General features: G+C 39.2%; 10 protein-coding genes. 9 read left to right on the plus strand and 1 reads right to left on the minus strand.

Translation table 11 applies throughout. From position 1 onward, the window contains the following. The first annotated feature begins 77 nt into the window (after positions 1–77). From BMY66_RS06370 to BMY66_RS06390, 5 genes are all read left to right on the plus strand, one after another. Positions 78–782 carry a LytR/AlgR family response regulator transcription factor gene (locus BMY66_RS06370; RefSeq protein WP_090394596.1) on the plus strand — a complete coding sequence of 235 codons (705 nt, stop codon included), beginning with the start codon at positions 78–80 and terminating at the stop codon, positions 780–782. Positions 783–943: 161 nt separating this feature from the next. Beyond that, positions 944–2,140: an ATP-binding protein gene (locus BMY66_RS06375; RefSeq protein WP_177175596.1), complete on the plus strand. Its 1,197-nt coding sequence runs from the start codon at positions 944–946 to the stop codon at positions 2,138–2,140. A 95-nt stretch (positions 2,141–2,235) separates the two neighbouring features. Then, positions 2,236–4,596 carry a glycoside hydrolase family 3 C-terminal domain-containing protein gene (locus BMY66_RS06380; protein ID WP_090394565.1) on the plus strand — a complete coding sequence of 787 codons (2,361 nt, stop codon included), beginning with the start codon at positions 2,236–2,238 and terminating at the stop codon, positions 4,594–4,596. Positions 4,597–4,608: 12 nt separating this feature from the next. Further along, entirely contained in the window at positions 4,609–5,160 is a 552-nt protein-coding gene (locus BMY66_RS06385; RefSeq protein WP_090394566.1) for a GtrA family protein, read from the plus strand. A 43-nt stretch (positions 5,161–5,203) separates the two neighbouring features. Next, positions 5,204–8,149 (plus strand): glycoside hydrolase family 3 protein, encoded by a 2,946-nt coding sequence (locus BMY66_RS06390; protein ID WP_090394567.1) that lies wholly within the window; start codon positions 5,204–5,206, stop codon positions 8,147–8,149. 60 nt (positions 8,150–8,209) lie between these two features. Here the strand turns inward: BMY66_RS06390 and BMY66_RS06395 are convergent, their stop codons facing one another. Further along, on the minus strand, positions 8,210–9,280 hold the full coding sequence (locus BMY66_RS06395) for an HD-GYP domain-containing protein (RefSeq protein ID WP_049960215.1): 1,071 nt from the start codon (positions 9,278–9,280) through the stop codon (positions 8,210–8,212). A 242-nt stretch (positions 9,281–9,522) separates the two neighbouring features. On the opposite strand from BMY66_RS06395, the gene BMY66_RS06400 reads away from it, so the two are divergent. From BMY66_RS06400 to BMY66_RS06420, 4 genes are all read left to right on the plus strand, one after another. Beyond that, positions 9,523–10,539 (plus strand): glycosyltransferase family 2 protein, encoded by a 1,017-nt coding sequence (locus tag BMY66_RS06400; protein ID WP_033153796.1) that lies wholly within the window; start codon positions 9,523–9,525, stop codon positions 10,537–10,539. A 778-nt stretch (positions 10,540–11,317) separates the two neighbouring features. Beyond that, entirely contained in the window at positions 11,318–12,130 is an 813-nt protein-coding gene (locus BMY66_RS06410; protein WP_143064512.1) for a PDDEXK family nuclease, read from the plus strand. Positions 12,131–12,374: 244 nt separating this feature from the next. Then, positions 12,375–16,025, plus strand: coding sequence for a SpaA isopeptide-forming pilin-related protein (locus BMY66_RS06415; RefSeq protein ID WP_090394570.1), 3,651 nt, complete (start codon positions 12,375–12,377; stop codon positions 16,023–16,025). Between the two features lie 22 nt (positions 16,026–16,047). Then, positions 16,048–17,406, plus strand: coding sequence for a SpaA isopeptide-forming pilin-related protein (locus BMY66_RS06420; protein ID WP_090394571.1), 1,359 nt, complete (start codon positions 16,048–16,050; stop codon positions 17,404–17,406). Positions 17,407–17,504: the final 98 nt, after the last annotated feature.

Raw genomic sequence — 17,504 nt, forward strand, 5'->3', positions numbered from 1 at the left:
GATTTTTAAGGTTCTTGCCTATGGCAAGGACCTTTTTTAATCTTGCGCACAATTCAAATTTGTATTATTTTAATAGCATGATTAATGTTTGTATAGTTGAAGACGAGCTGGAGCAGGCTTCAGTTTTAAAAAATTATATAAGTAAATACAGTTCGGCAAAGAATCAGCAGTTTAATATTACATATCTGCCGGATGGAATAGATTTGGTGGATGATTATAAGGGACAGTTTGACATTATCCTTTTGGATATTCAGATGAAGCATCTGGATGGCATGGCAGCAGCAGAGAAAATTCGCCAGGTGGATTCTGATGTTATCATTATTTTTATCACATCCACAGTTCAGTATGCAGTGCAGGGCTATGCAGTGGATGCGCTAGGATATGTATTAAAGCCAGTGCCATATCATCAGTTTGAGCAAATTTTTGATAAGGCAATAGTCAGAGTGCAGGCCAAGCAACAGCATGTTTATATAAAGGTTGCTGTTGATGACAAACAGCTGAAGTTGGATTGCAACAATATTATCTATATTGAAAGTCAGCGTAACAATGTGGTAATACATTGCAAGGATGCTGATTACATTACAGCGGGGCCTCTCAAGCGTTTTGATGAGATGCTTATGGACCATGGCTTCAGCAAGTGCCATAATGCATATTTAATAAATCTATCAGAGGTTGAGGCTGTACAAAAAGAGGAAGTTTTATTAACAAATGATGTAATGCTTCCAATAAGTCGCGCCAGAAAGAAAGAGTTTATGGCTGCGTTGACGGAGGACATTTTATAATGGATTTTAGTGCATTTTTAAATCCTGTTAATATACAGGACACCCCAAGACTTTTTACCGCTATTGCTGAATGGCTAGCGGTTTTTGTTTACTTTAATATATACAAGAAAAAGAGGCATGATAAGGAATTTGCTATATACTGTATTGCTATATTTATTATCTTGGTCGCATTTCAATTTATAGCGGGTTTGTTGCCACTAGGTTTTTGGATTCCTACTATGATTGGTGCAGTAGGACTTATGTACTTTTCACTTTATATTGTTTTGGATATAAAGCCTAGGGATTGTGCGGTTCTTACGACTCATGCATTTGTACTGGCAGAGTTTGCTGCTAGCCTTTACAAGCAGCTTTATGTGTGGAGTGTAAAAATTACTGAGCAGGAAGGTATGGGCGAATCTGTTTTCAATATGCTCCTGGTGTACACTGTAACTTATATTGTTTACTACAGATTCGAGCGTGGCAATGTGCCATCTAATAGAAACCTTAACATCAGCAATAAAGAGATGATTAGTGTTATCGCCACAGGTATTGGCGCTTTCATTATGTCAAACATCAGCTTTGTAAATAGCAGAACACCATTCTCTGCCACAGAGAACATGCTTTATGTTCGTACTTTGGTAGATTTCGGAGGAATGTTGATGCTTATGACAGAGATGGGCCGCAGAAACGAGCTGGCTCTTCGAAAGGAAAGTACAGAGATTAATCAGCTTTTTCAAAAGCAGTACGAGCAGTACAAGCTTGCAATAGATAATTCAGAAGCATTGCGTAAGGAGATGCATGACATGAAGCACTATGTCATGGCTCTTAAAAATGAGGATGACCCGGATCGTCGCTCAGAAGTGCTTGCAGATATGGAACAGGCAATTGCAATCCAGGAATCCTTTATGAACACTGGAAACAAGGTTCTTGATGTGGTGCTTACTACAAAGAGCCTTCAGTGCCAAAAGAAGAACATCACTTTAAATGCAATGGTTGATGGTGATTTGCTGTCAGATATCCACGTAAAGGATATATGTTCTTTATTTGGTAATATATTGGACAATGCCATCGAGGCATCGCAGCAGGTTGCTGATAAGGAAAAGCGTCTTATTACGCTTTCAGTTCGCAAAAGAAACCAATTTATCATCGTAGAGTGTGATAATTACTCTGACAGTGAAAATGTAAAGCTTCGCAACAATCAAAAGCGTAGTTTCTTTGGAAAGAATAACCTACCTAAAACTACAAAGGGAGATAACGTAAAGCATGGCTATGGACTTAAGTCCATCACCCAGGTTGCTGAAAAGTACGGCGGCGCAATGAATTGCAGCTATGAAGATGGCTGGTTTAAGTTGAAAGTGCTGTTAGCTGCAAACAAATAATGCCAGTTATCCGTGATAAATGACAAGTTGTCCTTCGGGATGACTTGTCTTTTTTATTTCGTGGTAGATTATTATCAAGAAAACGGAGGATTAGTATGGACGCTAAAGAAATTATTTCACAGCTTACACTTATGGAGAAGGCAGCTCTTTTGAGCGGAAAAAATGAGTGGGAATCACGTGATATTCCAAGACTTGGAATTCAGTCGGTTTCTTTTTCAGATGGTCCTCACGGCTTACGTCGTCAGGAGGGGGCAGGAGATCATTTGGGGCTTAATGCATCTCTTCCAGCTACATGTTTTCCAACAGCAGCTACAGTAGCAAACAGCTGGGACGAAAGTCTTGGTGAAGAAATTGGAGCAGCTCTTGGTGAGGAGGCAGTAGCACAGAACGTTGATGTACTTCTTGGTCCAGGCTTAAATATGAAACGTTCTCCACTTTGCGGACGAAATTTTGAATACTTTAGTGAGGATCCAATCCTCGCCGGCAAGATGGCAGCTTCTTATGTAAGGGGTATACAGAGCAAGCATGTTTATTCTTGTCCAAAGCATTTCGCAGTTAATTCTCGCGAGTATCGCCGAATGGCAATGAATGCAGTTGTTGATGAGCGTACACTTCGAGAGATTTACCTTACAGCATTTGAAATTGCTATTAAAGAGGGCGGAGCAAAGACAATCATGTCTGCTTACAACGAAGTTAATGGCAAGTATGCAAATGAAAACGAGCATTTGCTTGTAGATATCCTTAGAAATGAATGGGGATTTGATGGAATCGTAGTTACTGACTGGGGTGCAAGTAATGACCACGTTGCTGGTGTTAAGTGTCAGTCAAATGTGGAAATGCCAAACCCAGGACTTGATTCAGCTAGAGAGCTTATCAAGGCAGCCACAGAAGGTGAAGGTCGTATCACAGAGGAAGAAATCGACAGAGCAATTCTTCCTATTATCGAAGCTGCTATCTACTTCAAAGAAAACGACCACACAAAGGGCTTTGACAAAGAGGCTCATCACGCTATCGCTAAAAAGGCAGCTGTTAACTCAGCAGTTCTTCTTAAGAATGACGAGGACATCCTTCCACTTGCAGCAGGCACAAAGGTATGCCTTAGAGGACCATTCGTGGATAAGCCACGTTATCAGGGTTCAGGAAGCTCACAGGTTAACTCAACAAAGGTTGAGACTATCAGAGAGCAGATTGCAAATTACGATTTACAGGTTATTGATGATCCTGAAGCAGCAGATGTTGTTTTATTCTTCTTTGGTCTTGATGAAATCGCTGAGAGCGAGGGGGCAGATAGAATGTCCATCGACGTTCCTGAGTATCAGATTAAAGAGCTTGAGGAACTTACAGTTTACAACAAGCACATCGTAGGTGTTATGAGTGCTGGTTCATCTGTAAAGATGCCATGGCTTTTAAATCTCCAGGGATTGCTTCACGGATACTTAACAGGTCAGGCTGGAGCGTCAGCTCTTCTTGATATTATCACTGGAAAGGAAATTCCTACTGGTAAGCTTTCAGAGTCTTATCCATTCGCATATGCGGACTGCTCAATTGTTAATTATGCAGGTCAGGAAAAGAGAAATCTTCAGTATCGCGAAGGACCTTTCATTGGATATCGTTATTACGATACAGCAGATGTGGCAGTTCAGTTCCCATTCGGATACGGACTTAGCTATACAACATTTGAGTATTCAGCACTTTCTGTTACAGAGGATGGTGTTAAGTTCACTATCACAAATACAGGAAAGCGCGACGGTGCTGAAATTGCTCAGCTCTATGTTGGTAAGAGCCAGTCAGGACTTATCCGTCCTAAGAAAGAGCTTAAGGGCTTCAAGAAGGTATGGATTAAGGCTGGCGAATCAGTGGAAGTAGAGATTCCATTTGATGACAAGACATTCCGTTATTTCTCAACTGTTTCAAACAAGTGGGAAATCGAAGGCGGTGAGTATCAGATTTACGTTGGAAAGAACGTTGCTGACATCGTACTTACAGGAACAATCACAAAGGAAGGCACAATTACAGAGCTTCCTTACGACATCGAAACACTTCCAAGCTACAAGACAGGAAAGGTTCGAAACGTTCATTACGAGGAGTTCGAAAAGCTTTATGCTAAGCCACTTCCTGAGGAAAAGGTTGGACCACTTGATATCAACGATGCTCTTTGCCAGATGAAGGATGCCAAGAGCGGACTTTGCAGATTGGTTTACAAGATTCTCAAGAACAATCTTGATAAGTCTTATGAAAAGGGTGTTCCAGACTTGAACACAATGTTCATTTACAACATGCCTTTTAGAGCAATCAGCAAGATGTCAGGCGGAATGGTTAGCCGTGAAATGGTAGAGTCAATCGTAACCATCGCCAATGGACACTTCTTCAGAGGTCTTGGTGGTGTGATTGGAGGATTCTTCCGCAATAGAAGTGCTAACAAGAAATATGAGGCACGTTTACAGCATAAAGAATAGGAGAGTATAAAAATGAATTTATGGAATAGTTTCGCTGAGAAGCACCCGGCAGCTGCTAAATGGGTGCGAGAAGGCGGCTTGTTTGTAATAGTAAGTAATTTAATTACAGTATTTAAGTATTTATTACTTACATTTTTACCAGCAGCCTTCGCATTCTTAGGCAACAAATCATTTGGATGGCCAGGAATTCCACTTACAATCGCAGGTGAGACTTTTGATTGGAACATCCTTGGTTATGACCAGGCACACGGAGGACTTGCTTACTTTACAGCTTACATGATTGCAATGGTAATTGGTGAGTGCATCAATTTCCCAATTCAGAAGCTTTTCGTTTTCCGTAATCACGATAAGCCTGGCAAGCAGATTGCATGGTATATTGCAGCATTCATTGTAATCACATGCATCGTTAACTCAATTAACTGCATCTGGGTAGCAGTTGCAGGAATGTTTGTACCAGCTTGGCTGTACAACATCGGAACTACAGTACTCAACGGCGGAGTTTCTATGGTGGTGTTCTTCTTTGTAAATAAGATCATCTTCCCAGAAACACCAAAGGCCGAATGAGATATATCTTTTAACGTTAGTTGAAAGGAAGGAGAAGAAGAAAATGTTATCAATCAACATTGCGGACGTTATCGCCGTACTACAGACAATGATCCCACAGCTTATCGTTTTAGGCGTGGCACTCGTTGCAGCAATCATCGTTACAATTTGCGCGATGAAGGCTAAGAAGCCTCTTAAGGGCTTTATCAGAAAAGAAGCTTGGTTAGCTTTCTTATTAGTAGTAGTTGTAGTAGTTAATACAATTCTACTTGGACCAGTTTACTCTATGGTAAACATGGCAATGGGAGGTGGCACAATCTCAGATGAAGCCATCGAAGAGGCAAAGGCTCTCGCAACAGAAATTGCTGAAGAGGGTATTGTTCTTTTAAAGAATGATGATGCAGCACTTCCTCTTGCAGAAGGCACAAAGGTCAACGTATTTGGTTGGTCTTCAACAAACCCAATTTATGGTGGTACAGGATCAGGTGCACTTTCAGATGCATATCCAACAGTTGATTTCCTTACAGGTCTTACTGATGCAGGTATCGAGTACAATCAGGATCTTGTAGATTTCTATACAGGATGGAGAACAGAAAGACCTACAGTAGGTATGATGGGACAGGATTGGACAATTCCTGAGCCAACAGTTTCTGAGTATGGCAGCCTTATTTCAGATGCTAAGGACTTCTCAGATACAGCAATTTTCTTCATCGCTCGTTCAGGTGGTGAGGGAGCAGATCTTCCACAGTCATATGATGGAGAAGAGACATACAGCGATGATGGCTCTAGCTTCTTTGGAGCAACAGGTGTGCGTTACTCAGATCAGAAGGATGATCTTGATGCATCTAAGTCATACCTTGAGCTTTCAAACAGAGAGCAGGCACTTCTTGATGAAGTAACAGCAAACTTTGACAAGGTTATCGTAGTCGTTAACTCAGCAAACGCTATGGAGCTTGGCTTCGTTAACGATTACTCACAGATTAAGTCAGTTCTTTACTGCCCAGGTACAGGTCAGACAGGTTTCGATGGACTTGGTGAGATTCTTGCAGGTCAGATCAACCCATCTGGTAAGACAGCTGACACATTTGTATCAGATTTATTCGCTACACCAACAGCAAACAACTTTGGGGATTTCGATTACACAAACATGGATGAGTACGGATATGAGAATATGTTCGCTGAGGGCGGCATGGCTTATCCTACATTCGTAAATTATGTTGAAGGTATTTACGTTGGTTACAAATATTACGAGACAGCTTACGCTGAGGCAGAAGCTGGCAACATGGAGTTCGATTACGACTCTGCAGTAGTTTATCCATTCGGTTATGGATTATCTTACACAACATTCTCTCAGGAGATGGGACCTATTACAAATGATGGTACAACAGTATCATTTGACGTAACAGTTACAAACACAGGTGATGTTGCTGGTAAGGATGTTGTAGAAGTTTACTACAACCCACCATACACAAACGGCGGCATCGAGAAGGCAGCTGCAAACTTAATCCAGTTTGCAAAGACTTCTACACTTGAGCCAGGTGCATCAGAGACAATCAACATCTCATTTGCACTTGAAGATATGGCTTCATATGACACATACGGCGAGGGCTGCTATGTACTTGAGGCTGGTGATTATGAGATTTCTATCAACTCAGATTCACACAACAAGATTGCTACAGATACAGTAACAGTTGGCTCTACAATCGTTTATGATGAGTCAAACAAGCGTGAGTCAGATCAGGTTGCAGCTACAAACCAGTTTGGCTTCGCAGAAGGTGATGTAACATACCTTTCACGTGCAGATGGTTTCGCTAACTATGACGAAGCAACAGCTGCTCCAACAAGCTATGAAATGTCTGATGAAGCAAAGGCTACTTACTTCAACGAGACAAACTATGATCCTACTGATTACAATAATGATTCAGATGTAATGCCTACAACAGGCGCTGACAATGGTGTTAAGCTTGCAGATCTTCGTGGTCTTGATTACGATGATCCAATGTGGGATACACTTCTCGATGAGCTTACAGTTTCAGACATGAACACACTTATCGAGCTCGGCGGATACGAGACATCAGCAGTTGATTCAATCGGCAAGGTTATGACATACGATTGTGATGGTCCTGCTTCAATCAACAACAACTTTACAGGCCAGGGTTCTATCGGATTCCCAGCAGCAGTTATGATTGCTTGCACATGGAACAAGGACATTGCACTTGCATTTGGTGAGTCAATTGGCCGTATGGCAAACGACATGGATGTTTCTGGTTGGTATGCTCCAGCTACAAACACACACCGTTCAGCATTCGCAGGACGTAACTTCGAGTACTACTCAGAGGATGGCGTACTTGCAGGTTGGATGTGTGCAAACGCTGTAAATGGTGCAAGAGAGTGGGGCGTATACTCATACGTTAAGCACTTTGCAACAAATGACCAGGAAACAAACAGAACAAACTTCCTTTGCACATGGCTCAATGAGCAGTCATTGCGTGAGATTTACTTAAAGTCATTTGAAATTGTATTCAAGAACTCAAACCCAGGTGCAACAATGGTTGCATTCAACAACATCGGTACAGTACCAGCTGAGGCTTGCTCAGAGCTTCTTAACACAGTACTTCGTGGCGAGTGGGGATTCAGAGGTCTTGCAGAGACAGATTACTTCGGTGGATACGGATATCAGGATTCTGACCGTATGATTAGAAATGGTTGCGACCTTATGCTTGCAACATATGCTACACCACAGTCTACAGTTACAGATCAGGAATCTGCTACATCAATAATTGCTATGAGAACAGCTTCTCACAACATTCTTTACACTGTAGTAAACAGCCGTGCATATGATTCAGAAATCAACGCAGGCCTTCCTACATGGGAGAAGATTCTCTTCGCTATCGATGCAGTACTTGTTCTTCTCATTGCTTGCCTTGAGTACTTTGCAGTAAAGAAATACCTTGCAAAGAAGAAAGAGGTAGAAGTAGAAGCAGTTGTAGAAGAGACAACAGAAGAGTAATAATAAAGACATAAAGAAAGGGCAACTCGAAAGAGTTGCCCTTAGTTTTTTTATAAGGTTTTATTTAACAATTACAGTGCTAAGATAATTGCGGTCATTTGATAAATCAACAACCGTTTGAATGCTTGTAATCTTAATGACTGGTCGAAGTGGATATGCCCTATTCTGACGAACAACCACACCTTCCTCACCGTTGCTAAGCTTGATGGTAGAACCATTTGGATAGATGTTTACGATTGTAAGGAATGCTCTGAAGTATTTCAGATTAAACTTATTACTCATTGTAAACATTATTTCAATTGCTTCTGCAGGAGTGTAGGCTCTCTTGTATGGCCTTGCAGTAACAAGCGCATCATACACATCTACGATAGAAATGATTTGAGCCATCTTTCCAATCTGGTCGCCAGAAAGACTTCTAGGATATCCTGAGCCATCAATATTTTCATGATGGTTAAGGATTGCCTGGCGCATCTCCTCTGTAAGGTCAGGAGAGTTGGCAAGCAGGCGATATCCTCTTACTGGATGAGTTTTGATTAATTCAAACTCTGTGGCTGTAAGCTTTCCTGGTTTGTTTAATATATCCTTTGGAATTTCTTCTTTTCCGATATCGTGAAGAAGTCCTACAACGGTAATATCCTTAACAAATGAATCAGATTCTCCTAAAGCCTTTGCTAATATGGCTGCCATTGTACCTACATCCACTGAGTGTCTGTAAGTGTACTCATCGCATACCTTTAGCTTTGAAAGGTTAAGGCTCAAAGATTTAGAGTCATTTATAATGCTGCAAACTTTTTCGCCAATTTGAATGATTCCTTTAGTCAAGCTATCTATATCATCGAGATTAGCATATAGCCTAGCTAAAGACTCCATGGCGTACTCTCTGAAGCTTTCATCAAAACATATGGAATCATCTGGAAGTGGAAAATCATCCTCTAATTCGAATTCATCCGCATCTGAATAATAAATTGTAGCGTGAATTTTCCCGTGATAATCAGACAAAGACTTTAAAATCTTTTGGTCGATGACTGTCATTTTTGGGCAAAGAAGCGCCCCCGAATCTGTATAAATGTCAGTTTCTGTAATACATCCCGCCGGTAGATCACTGACATATCCATATACATCTTTAATCATACATTACTGTCCCTTTAAAACGCAAAAATTTCTTTGTGTTGATAACAATGTTATTATACACCCTTAATAATGTGTTGACAATGAAAACTATAATGTTGTATGAAAAACTTTTTCATCTTAGTGAATTCATGTTTTTGGGGAAACTGGGCAATAATTGATGGTTCAAATAGGATGATGTGCCGTTGAAGAATTCAGTATGATTTGTTAAAATTGTAAAGGTTAAATTAGTTAGGAGAGTATTTATGAAATTACTAAGTTTTGCAGTACCATGTTACAACTCAGCAGCTTATATGGAGCATTGCGTAGAGACACTTTTACATGGTGGTGAAGATGTAGAAATAATAATAGTAGACGATGGTTCTACAAAAGATAACACAGCAGAAATCGCTGACAGACTTGCAGCAGAACACCCTACCATTATCAAAGCTGTTCATCAGGAAAACGGCGGTCATGGTCAGGCTGTCAATACAGGTCTTAAAAATGCCACAGGTTTATTCTTCAAGGTTGTAGACTCAGATGACTGGGTAGACCCAGATGCATACGACAAAATCTTAAAGGTATTACGTAGTTCAGTTGAAAATGGCAAGCAGCTTGATATGCTCATTTCAAACTACGTATACGAAAAGGAAGGTGCTCATCACAAGAAGGTTATGTCATACTCAAATCTTCCTAAGAACAAGTACTTCTCTTGGGATGAGACAGGCCACTTCAAAAAGGGCCAGTACATTTTGATGCATTCAGTTATCTATCGCACAAAGCTTTTACGTGATTGTGGAATGGAGCTTCCAAAACACACATTCTATGTTGATAACCTTTATGTATTCTACCCACTTCCATACGTAAAGACTATGTACTATCTGGACGTAGACTTCTATCGTTACTTTATTGGTCGTGATGATCAGTCAGTCAACGAAAAGGTTATGATTTCTCGTATCGACCAGCAAATCAAAGTCAACAAGCTTATGATGGAAGCATACGACTACAAGAATATTAAGGATAATCATGTTAAGAAATACATGTTCAATTACTTAGAGATGATTACAGTTATCTCTACAGTTCTTCTTATGAAGAGCGGCACAAAGGAACATCAGCAGAAGCGTCATGATCTTTGGAGATACATCAAAGAGCAGGATTACTACTTATATAGAAAGCTTCGCTATGGCTTCATGTGCGCAACTACAAACCTTCCAGGCCACGGCGGCCGCGCAATCTCTATCACAGCATACAAGATTGCTCAGAAGGTAGTAGGTTTCAATTAATCATCAGATTAATTGAAGCTGTTGCTTACACTGGCAACAGTTTAACCCCAGGATTCAATTAGACATCAGGCTCACCCGTTGTGGTGAGCTTTTTTGTTGCTTTTTCACATAGACTTTAGTGGGGGAGCATGCTAATATCTTTCGTATCGAAACACGATTCTTTTGAACCTGGTTCACAGGTTCATGTCCTGGAGTGCAAACAGGGCATTATTTCCATTTTATACTTTCGGGGAAACAATAGGTGGCTTTCTTGCAGTGCGTCTTTTTGGAAAGTTGGCGTTGGCAATAGCAAAGGTGGTGAAATTGGTAGGAAAATAGATATTTGATTGGGCTGGTGATTAGTTTAAAGTGGCCGGATTGGGGCTGGGGATTGGCTGGTCTGGTAAAAGAGGAATGTTGGACTATATATGCTGACTAAGGCTGGGAAATATAGTCGAGATTTATTAGTTGGACTATATCAGGAGAAAAGATAGAGGATATATAGTCGGTGAAGATGGGCTGTGACTATATAGGAGCCTTCTAGCGGGCTATATATAGTCAAAATTGGGCTATCGGACTATAAATTACGAGACGATAGGGAATATATAGTCAATTATTAGTCAAAATGACTATATGGATAGGCAGATTGGAAAATATATAGTCCGAGACGGCGAAAATGACTATAAAAGGACTAGCTTCTATTGTATTTATAGTCAGTGGCACATATTGCTGACTATAAATTGGAAGGTGATGGGGAGTTCTATAGTTAAAGGATAGATGAGAAATGGAAAGGAAACATATGACAAGTTACAAACAGATTTTAAAACTATTGAATGCTCGCAAGGTGGAGCTTGATACGATTATTGAAACAAAGAAGGTTGAATTGAAAAATGCTCCTGAAGGAGAATTACGTACTGCAAAGTGTAGAAATAAGATTCAGTATTTTAAAAGAGAAAAAGGCGGCGATTCAAATGGAAAATACATAAAGTATTCTGATATAGATTTGGCGAGTCGATTAGCACAGAAGGAATATGATAATTACGCTATACAAGCAGCCGAGAAGGAAGTGAAACTGTTAGATAGTATGAAAAGATTGTATGAGGGGAGAGCTATTGAGCATATTGGATTAAAAATGGTTAAAGCTAAAATGGCTTTGGTTGCACCAGTGGAGAAGTCTGACGAGGAATATGTGGCGGAATGGTTGGCGCAGGAGTATGAGACATTTGACTATTATAATGAAGCGCTTACATATGAGAATAGTAAGGGGATAAAGATGAGGTCGAAGTCCGAGGTGTTGATTTCTAATATATTGGATGAGCTGGGGATTCCTTATTTGTACGAGAAGCCACTGAAGCTTTCAAAATACAAGACGGTGAGTCCAGATTTTACTTTGCTTGATATGCGGACTAGGCAGGAGGTTTATCTGGAGCACCTGGGAATGCTGGATAATATGGATTATGTAGAGAAGAATATGAATAAGATACGGGCCTATGAAGAGGCTGGCATTTATATAGGAAGTAGGCTGTTGATTTCGCATGAGGCAAGAAATGCCCAATTTAACGCGAAAAGTGTGAAAGGTATGCTGTCGGAATACTTTGATAAAAGAATTTAAGTAATAGGTTTTAGCAAAAACGCAATATAAGAGAATAACGGCTTTGTCTATATTTACGATACTTTTACTCCAAGTTTTCAGCCTTGTGGTATTTTCTTGCCAAATTTTTGCACTTCCTGCCAACCCACTTTAAAAACGTTACACGGTGTAATAATATATCATTCGGAACACAAGAAAGACACATTTCATATACATTATCGTCACATATACCGTTTCAGTTAACGTTTAAGGGAGTATTTGTTAAATGAAAAAGAACAGATTACTTAACAGAACATTATCTTTTGGTCTTGCGCTTGCGCTATTTCTTTCTTCACCTGCATCAGTGTACGCTGAAGGAATTGATAATGCGTCTACGGAGACCATTCTTGAAAATATATCTGAGGAGGCCGATGCTTCTGATGGAGGGGAGTCATCAGGTAGCGAATCTACAACAGCCTCTGAGGGAACAAATTCTGAGACTGGTTCAGAATCTAAAGATTCTGACCAGGTAAGCTCAGATGCTTCTACATCTGGGAATGATTCCAATTCAGACGAGCAAGTTAATAAAGGTGAGACACCAGAGTCATCTGATAAGACAGCTGACGATGCAGAGGCAGATGCTGATAAGAAAGCTGACGCAGAAGCAGATGCAAACGCTGATAAGGATGCAGAGGATGACGATGAGGAAATCACATATGATTACGAATCTAACAATGATGGTACTCATGTAAAGAAGTGGACTGACAAAGATGGTGAGGCTCACGAAGAAACAGAGGACTGCGAGTTCGGTGAGGACGGCAAGTGCATTCATTGTGGATATGAAGATGAAAAAATAGTAGTTCTTGTTGATGAGAACAATTTGGTTAAAATCACAGGTGACAAATCTGTTTTAAACGGAGCAGTTAAGGTTACTGCAAAAGAAATATCTTACGATTCAGATGAGGCCACATTTGATGAAATGTATAGCACACTTGATGGAGAAACGGATGATGAAACGCAAATTTTAGGTTTAATTGCGTATGACATTAATCTTTACAATGAAAATGAAGAAATTGTAGAACCTGATGGAGAAGTAAAAGTTGAGTTTATAAGCCCAGCTGTAGAAGGACTAAATAATGAAGATTTGACCACAGAAGTTTATCACTACAGTGATGCTTCTGTTGACAAGATGGAAATAGTTTCAGAAAAAGATGATTCTGTTGAAATGACAACTGATCATTTTTCAACTTATATTATTGCAATAACAGGTTCGGATGAAGCTAATAACACTCTCGCAAAAAGTGACTATTTGACAGTTAATAGTTCTAGTAATGCATATCTTACGTATAATGATTATTATACCAATTATTATAGCGCTTTAGTGGTTAATGTTTTTGTTGACGGTACAAAAAAGGCTAGTTACCCTAGCTCAAGCACGGGGGTATATTTTTATCTTTATGGTACAAATTCAACAGAATTATCAATAACAGTTAATAATGGTTATTATTTAGGAGCTGTTAAAGGAAATAATGTTTATAAAGAAGTCTCAGATTCAGGGACATTTTCTTCAGCAGCAAGTAAAACAATATATGGAACAACATATAGTAGTTATATGCTAGATAGCATGGCAGATGCAGCTCTTTACTCGAGTGATAATTCAATAGTAGTTAAAACTGACTTGCAGACTATTGATAATTCTTATAATCCTAAATGCAATTATATAAATATATATCTTTACACTGTAAAAGAAAATATTGTTACAGTGGATCATGCGAAACTAGTTGATTATTATAGTGGATATTTTTATGCAGCGAGCGGTGGTACTGATAGTTATTTTGCCTTTAATAAAGGAGATACTGGAAAAAGTGGAGACTGGGTTCACTATGGAAAGGTCTATCAGGGACTTGCTTCATCCGAGTTATCTAATAATGGTACAACATTTACTACAAACATAGCAGCGGTTGGTAAGCAAAAAATTGATTATTTCCCAGATTATAATTCTACTACACCTAATAGTAACAGTTATTATAATGTGCTTGCTTATGATACACATGTTGAATTTGTAAAAGAGGGAGATTATTACGTTTTAGACAGTACAAAATATGGATATGATTTGGTTGGAATATCAAGTTATTCAGGCACAAAGACTAAAGGTGCGGTTCTGAAGTGTAAAGATACTACGGAAACAAATGGAATGTGGCCATTTAATACTCAATCGGAACATTATTCTATGATGATACCGATAGACTTCACAATTTCAGAAGACGGACAAACTAATGGTAATGATACAGTCTTCGAGTTCATGGGCGATGATGATGTATTCGTGTATATTGATGGAAAACTTGTACTTGATTTGGGAGGCGTACATGATAGAGTAAACGGCTCTATAAATTTCCGCACAGGTGAGGTTTTTATTTCGGGAGAAAATGACGGATATAAAAACAATACCTCGACTAATGGAAAAGTTTATGAGAAAAAGAGTTTAGGCGTAAAAAATCTCTACGATATTTTAGCGGAAGAGGATTGTGCTGAATTTGCACAGGAAAAACACACAATGACGGTTGTGTATTTTGAGCGAGGTGGAAATGTTTCAAACTGTAGAATAAAATACAATTTTTCTACTATAGCTACCAGTACTTCAACAGATGCTTCTTTTGAGAAGGTTGATGAGGATAATGAGGCATTACAAGGAGCAGAATTTACTGTCTATAATAATATAAATTGTGCATCAGCTGATGCAATCATGACAAGAGCTTCAAAAGAAGATGGCGTAGTTACATTTGAGAATCTTGAAATTGGTACTTATTATGTTAAGGAAACTAAGGCTGTTGATGGATTTGACCTTCCGACAAATGCAATTTGGGAACTTAAAGTAGAAAAGATAAAGGGAAAGTTTAAGACAACATTAACGGCGTACAATGATGAAGCTTCTTCCTTGTTATTAAGTACAACGAATGATATAACAACCACTAAGGCTACTATAAAGAATGTCGCAAATAAAAAGACAATTGTTGTCAAGAAGGTTGTAGAGGATAGTACAGGAATTATAGATTCTAACGCATGTTATGTTTTTAAGTTGGAAAAAATAACAGAGAAAAATGCCGATGGTAGTCCGAAGAGTACCACTCCAGCTTTAGTAGATGGCGTTAAATATCCAGGAACTAGTGTTTCTAAGGGGTCGGTTGAAACTCCAATATATGGAAATAGTCAGTTTGCTATATATGGAGATGAGACGGTAACATTTTCTGGCCTCGGAAGCGGAGAGTACTTGTTAACCGAACTTGGAGTGGCTTGGTCAAGTTACAATTTAGATTTAAATGACTATTACACAGAGATATATGAGGATGATTCGTCAACTCCTGTAGTTTTTGACAGTACATCGAATGAACGAACAATTGTTATTAACCTTTCTGGCAATGATGTGATATCAAAAAGTATTACATATAAAAATATCAGAAATGTGTATGAATGGCAGATACGTAAGGTTGACAGTGTAACTAGAAACTCATTATCTGGTGCCAGTTTTGAATTGACTGGATCTAATCATTATTATGGATACAGTGATTCAAACGGAATAGTTAAATGGTACAAGAATATAGAAAAAACTGATGATAACATAGTTGATGTTATACCTGACGGTGAATATATATTGAAAGAAACAGTAGCACCTTCAATGTATAGATTGAGCACAGAGGAATGGAGTATTTCGGTAAATAATACTGAGGGGGTAACTGTTAAAGATAGTTTGGGCAATACTATCACACTAGCTTCATCAGAAATATATTCAATAGCAACATATGAATTTGAAAATGAAGTTGCTTACACACTTCCAGAAACAGGTGGAAGCGGAGTTTATGTTTATACAATCGGCGGCATCCTACTAATGATTGCGGGGGCGCTGTTGTTATATAAAAACAAGAATAATAAAAGCAAATAAAGGAAAAGGAGAGAAAAGAAACATGAAAAAGATCAGAAAAATCGTTGCTCTTGCACTTGCAACAGTAATGATGATGGCAATGAGCATTACAGCTTTTGCCGCAGAAGACAAGCTTGTAGAAGTATCACAGAAATCTACAACATCAACAATCAAAGTTACAAACATCTCAACAAGAGAGACATCAGAGGTTACTATTTATCAGGTAGCACATGTTGATTTTGATGAGAACACAGTGAAAGTAAATGATTGGGCTAAGGATGTATACGGTGAGAAAACAACCGATTTCACTGGATTTACATCTGATGTTCTTGCAAAAGCAGATCAGAAGTATGTAAAGACTGCAACACCAACAGATGGCGTAGTTGAATTCGCTGACGTTGAAGCTGGTGTTTACTATGTTTCAATTGCTGGTACATTATATTCTTACAATCCAATGCTTATCAGAGCATATGGCGTAACTTCAAACGGTGAGTATTCAGGTGTTCCTGTAAAGGATGCAACACTTGTTGCAAAGGGTTCTACATCTAATACAGTAAAGACAACAGAAGAAAAGAATAAGTTTGTGCAGGCTGGAGAGGTTGTTCCTTTCACAATCAAGACAAACATTCCATACGATGCAACAAGCTTCATCGTAAAGGATCAGTCAGAGAACCTTACACTTTCAAAGGCTACAGTAACAATCTTTGGTCTTGCTCCATTCGAGGCTGATTGGGTTCCAGTAGAAGGTAAGCCAGGTCTTTCAACAATCGATTTATCAGAGTATGTTGAAGATTACAAGAATGCGGAAGTAACAATCACATACACAGGTACTGTTGGTAATGCAGTTGATTCTGAAGAGGATGGATATGCTTACAAGAACTCTGCTTATACAAACATTAATGGTACAGATACAGATACAAATCCACCAGAAGTAGTTGGTTGGACAGGTACAATTGAAATCACAAAGACAAAGAGTGATAAAAGCGCACTTGCTGGTGCTACATTCAACATTTTAGATTCAGAAGGTAGCGCAGTTAAGTTTGTAAAGAATTCTAATGGTGAGTATGTATTCTCTACAGCAGATGATGCTTCTGCTGACCTTGTAACAGATGATAATGGTAAGATTGTTGCAACAGGTCTTGATGAAGGCACATATAACGTAAAAGAGACAGCAGCTCCTACAGGATATTCAGTAGATCCAGATAATCATGAAGCAGTAATCACAAATACATCTGCAGATAGCAAGAACTGTGTAGTTCCAATTTCTATCGTTGATCCAGATCTTATCCGTCTTCCATTCACTGGTGGTATGGGTACAACAATCTTTACAGTACTTGGTGTAGCTATCATGGCTATGGCTTCAGCTCTTTACTTTGCAACAAAGAAGAAGGCTACAAAGTAATTAATATTCGCTGAGTTAAAGAAATGAAAATATGATGTGGCCCGGCGGCTGAAAGGCCGCTGGGTACACTATCAAGGAGAGGACAACAGTTAGACACA

It is taken from the genome of Pseudobutyrivibrio sp. C4 (assembly GCF_900111635.1).
GTDB lineage: Bacteria > Bacillota > Clostridia > Lachnospirales > Lachnospiraceae > Pseudobutyrivibrio > Pseudobutyrivibrio ruminis.

What these genes read in the sequence shown, in the direction of transcription:
- BMY66_RS06370 (WP_090394596.1), top strand. Translation starts at nt 78, where the DNA reads ATGATTAATGTTTGTATAGTTGAAGACGAGCTGGAGCAGGCTTCAGTT.
- BMY66_RS06380 (WP_090394565.1), top strand. Translation starts at nt 2,236, where the DNA reads ATGGACGCTAAAGAAATTATTTCACAGCTTACACTTATGGAGAAGGCA.
- BMY66_RS06385 (WP_090394566.1), top strand. Translation starts at nt 4,609, where the DNA reads ATGAATTTATGGAATAGTTTCGCTGAGAAGCACCCGGCAGCTGCTAAA.
- BMY66_RS06390 (WP_090394567.1), top strand. Translation starts at nt 5,204, where the DNA reads ATGTTATCAATCAACATTGCGGACGTTATCGCCGTACTACAGACAATG.
- BMY66_RS06395 (WP_049960215.1), bottom strand. Translation starts at nt 9,280, where the DNA reads ATGATTAAAGATGTATATGGATATGTCAGTGATCTACCGGCGGGATGT.
- BMY66_RS06400 (WP_033153796.1), top strand. Translation starts at nt 9,523, where the DNA reads ATGAAATTACTAAGTTTTGCAGTACCATGTTACAACTCAGCAGCTTAT.
- BMY66_RS06410 (WP_143064512.1), top strand. Translation starts at nt 11,318, where the DNA reads ATGACAAGTTACAAACAGATTTTAAAACTATTGAATGCTCGCAAGGTG.
- BMY66_RS06415 (WP_090394570.1), top strand. Translation starts at nt 12,375, where the DNA reads ATGAAAAAGAACAGATTACTTAACAGAACATTATCTTTTGGTCTTGCG.
- BMY66_RS06420 (WP_090394571.1), top strand. Translation starts at nt 16,048, where the DNA reads ATGAAAAAGATCAGAAAAATCGTTGCTCTTGCACTTGCAACAGTAATG.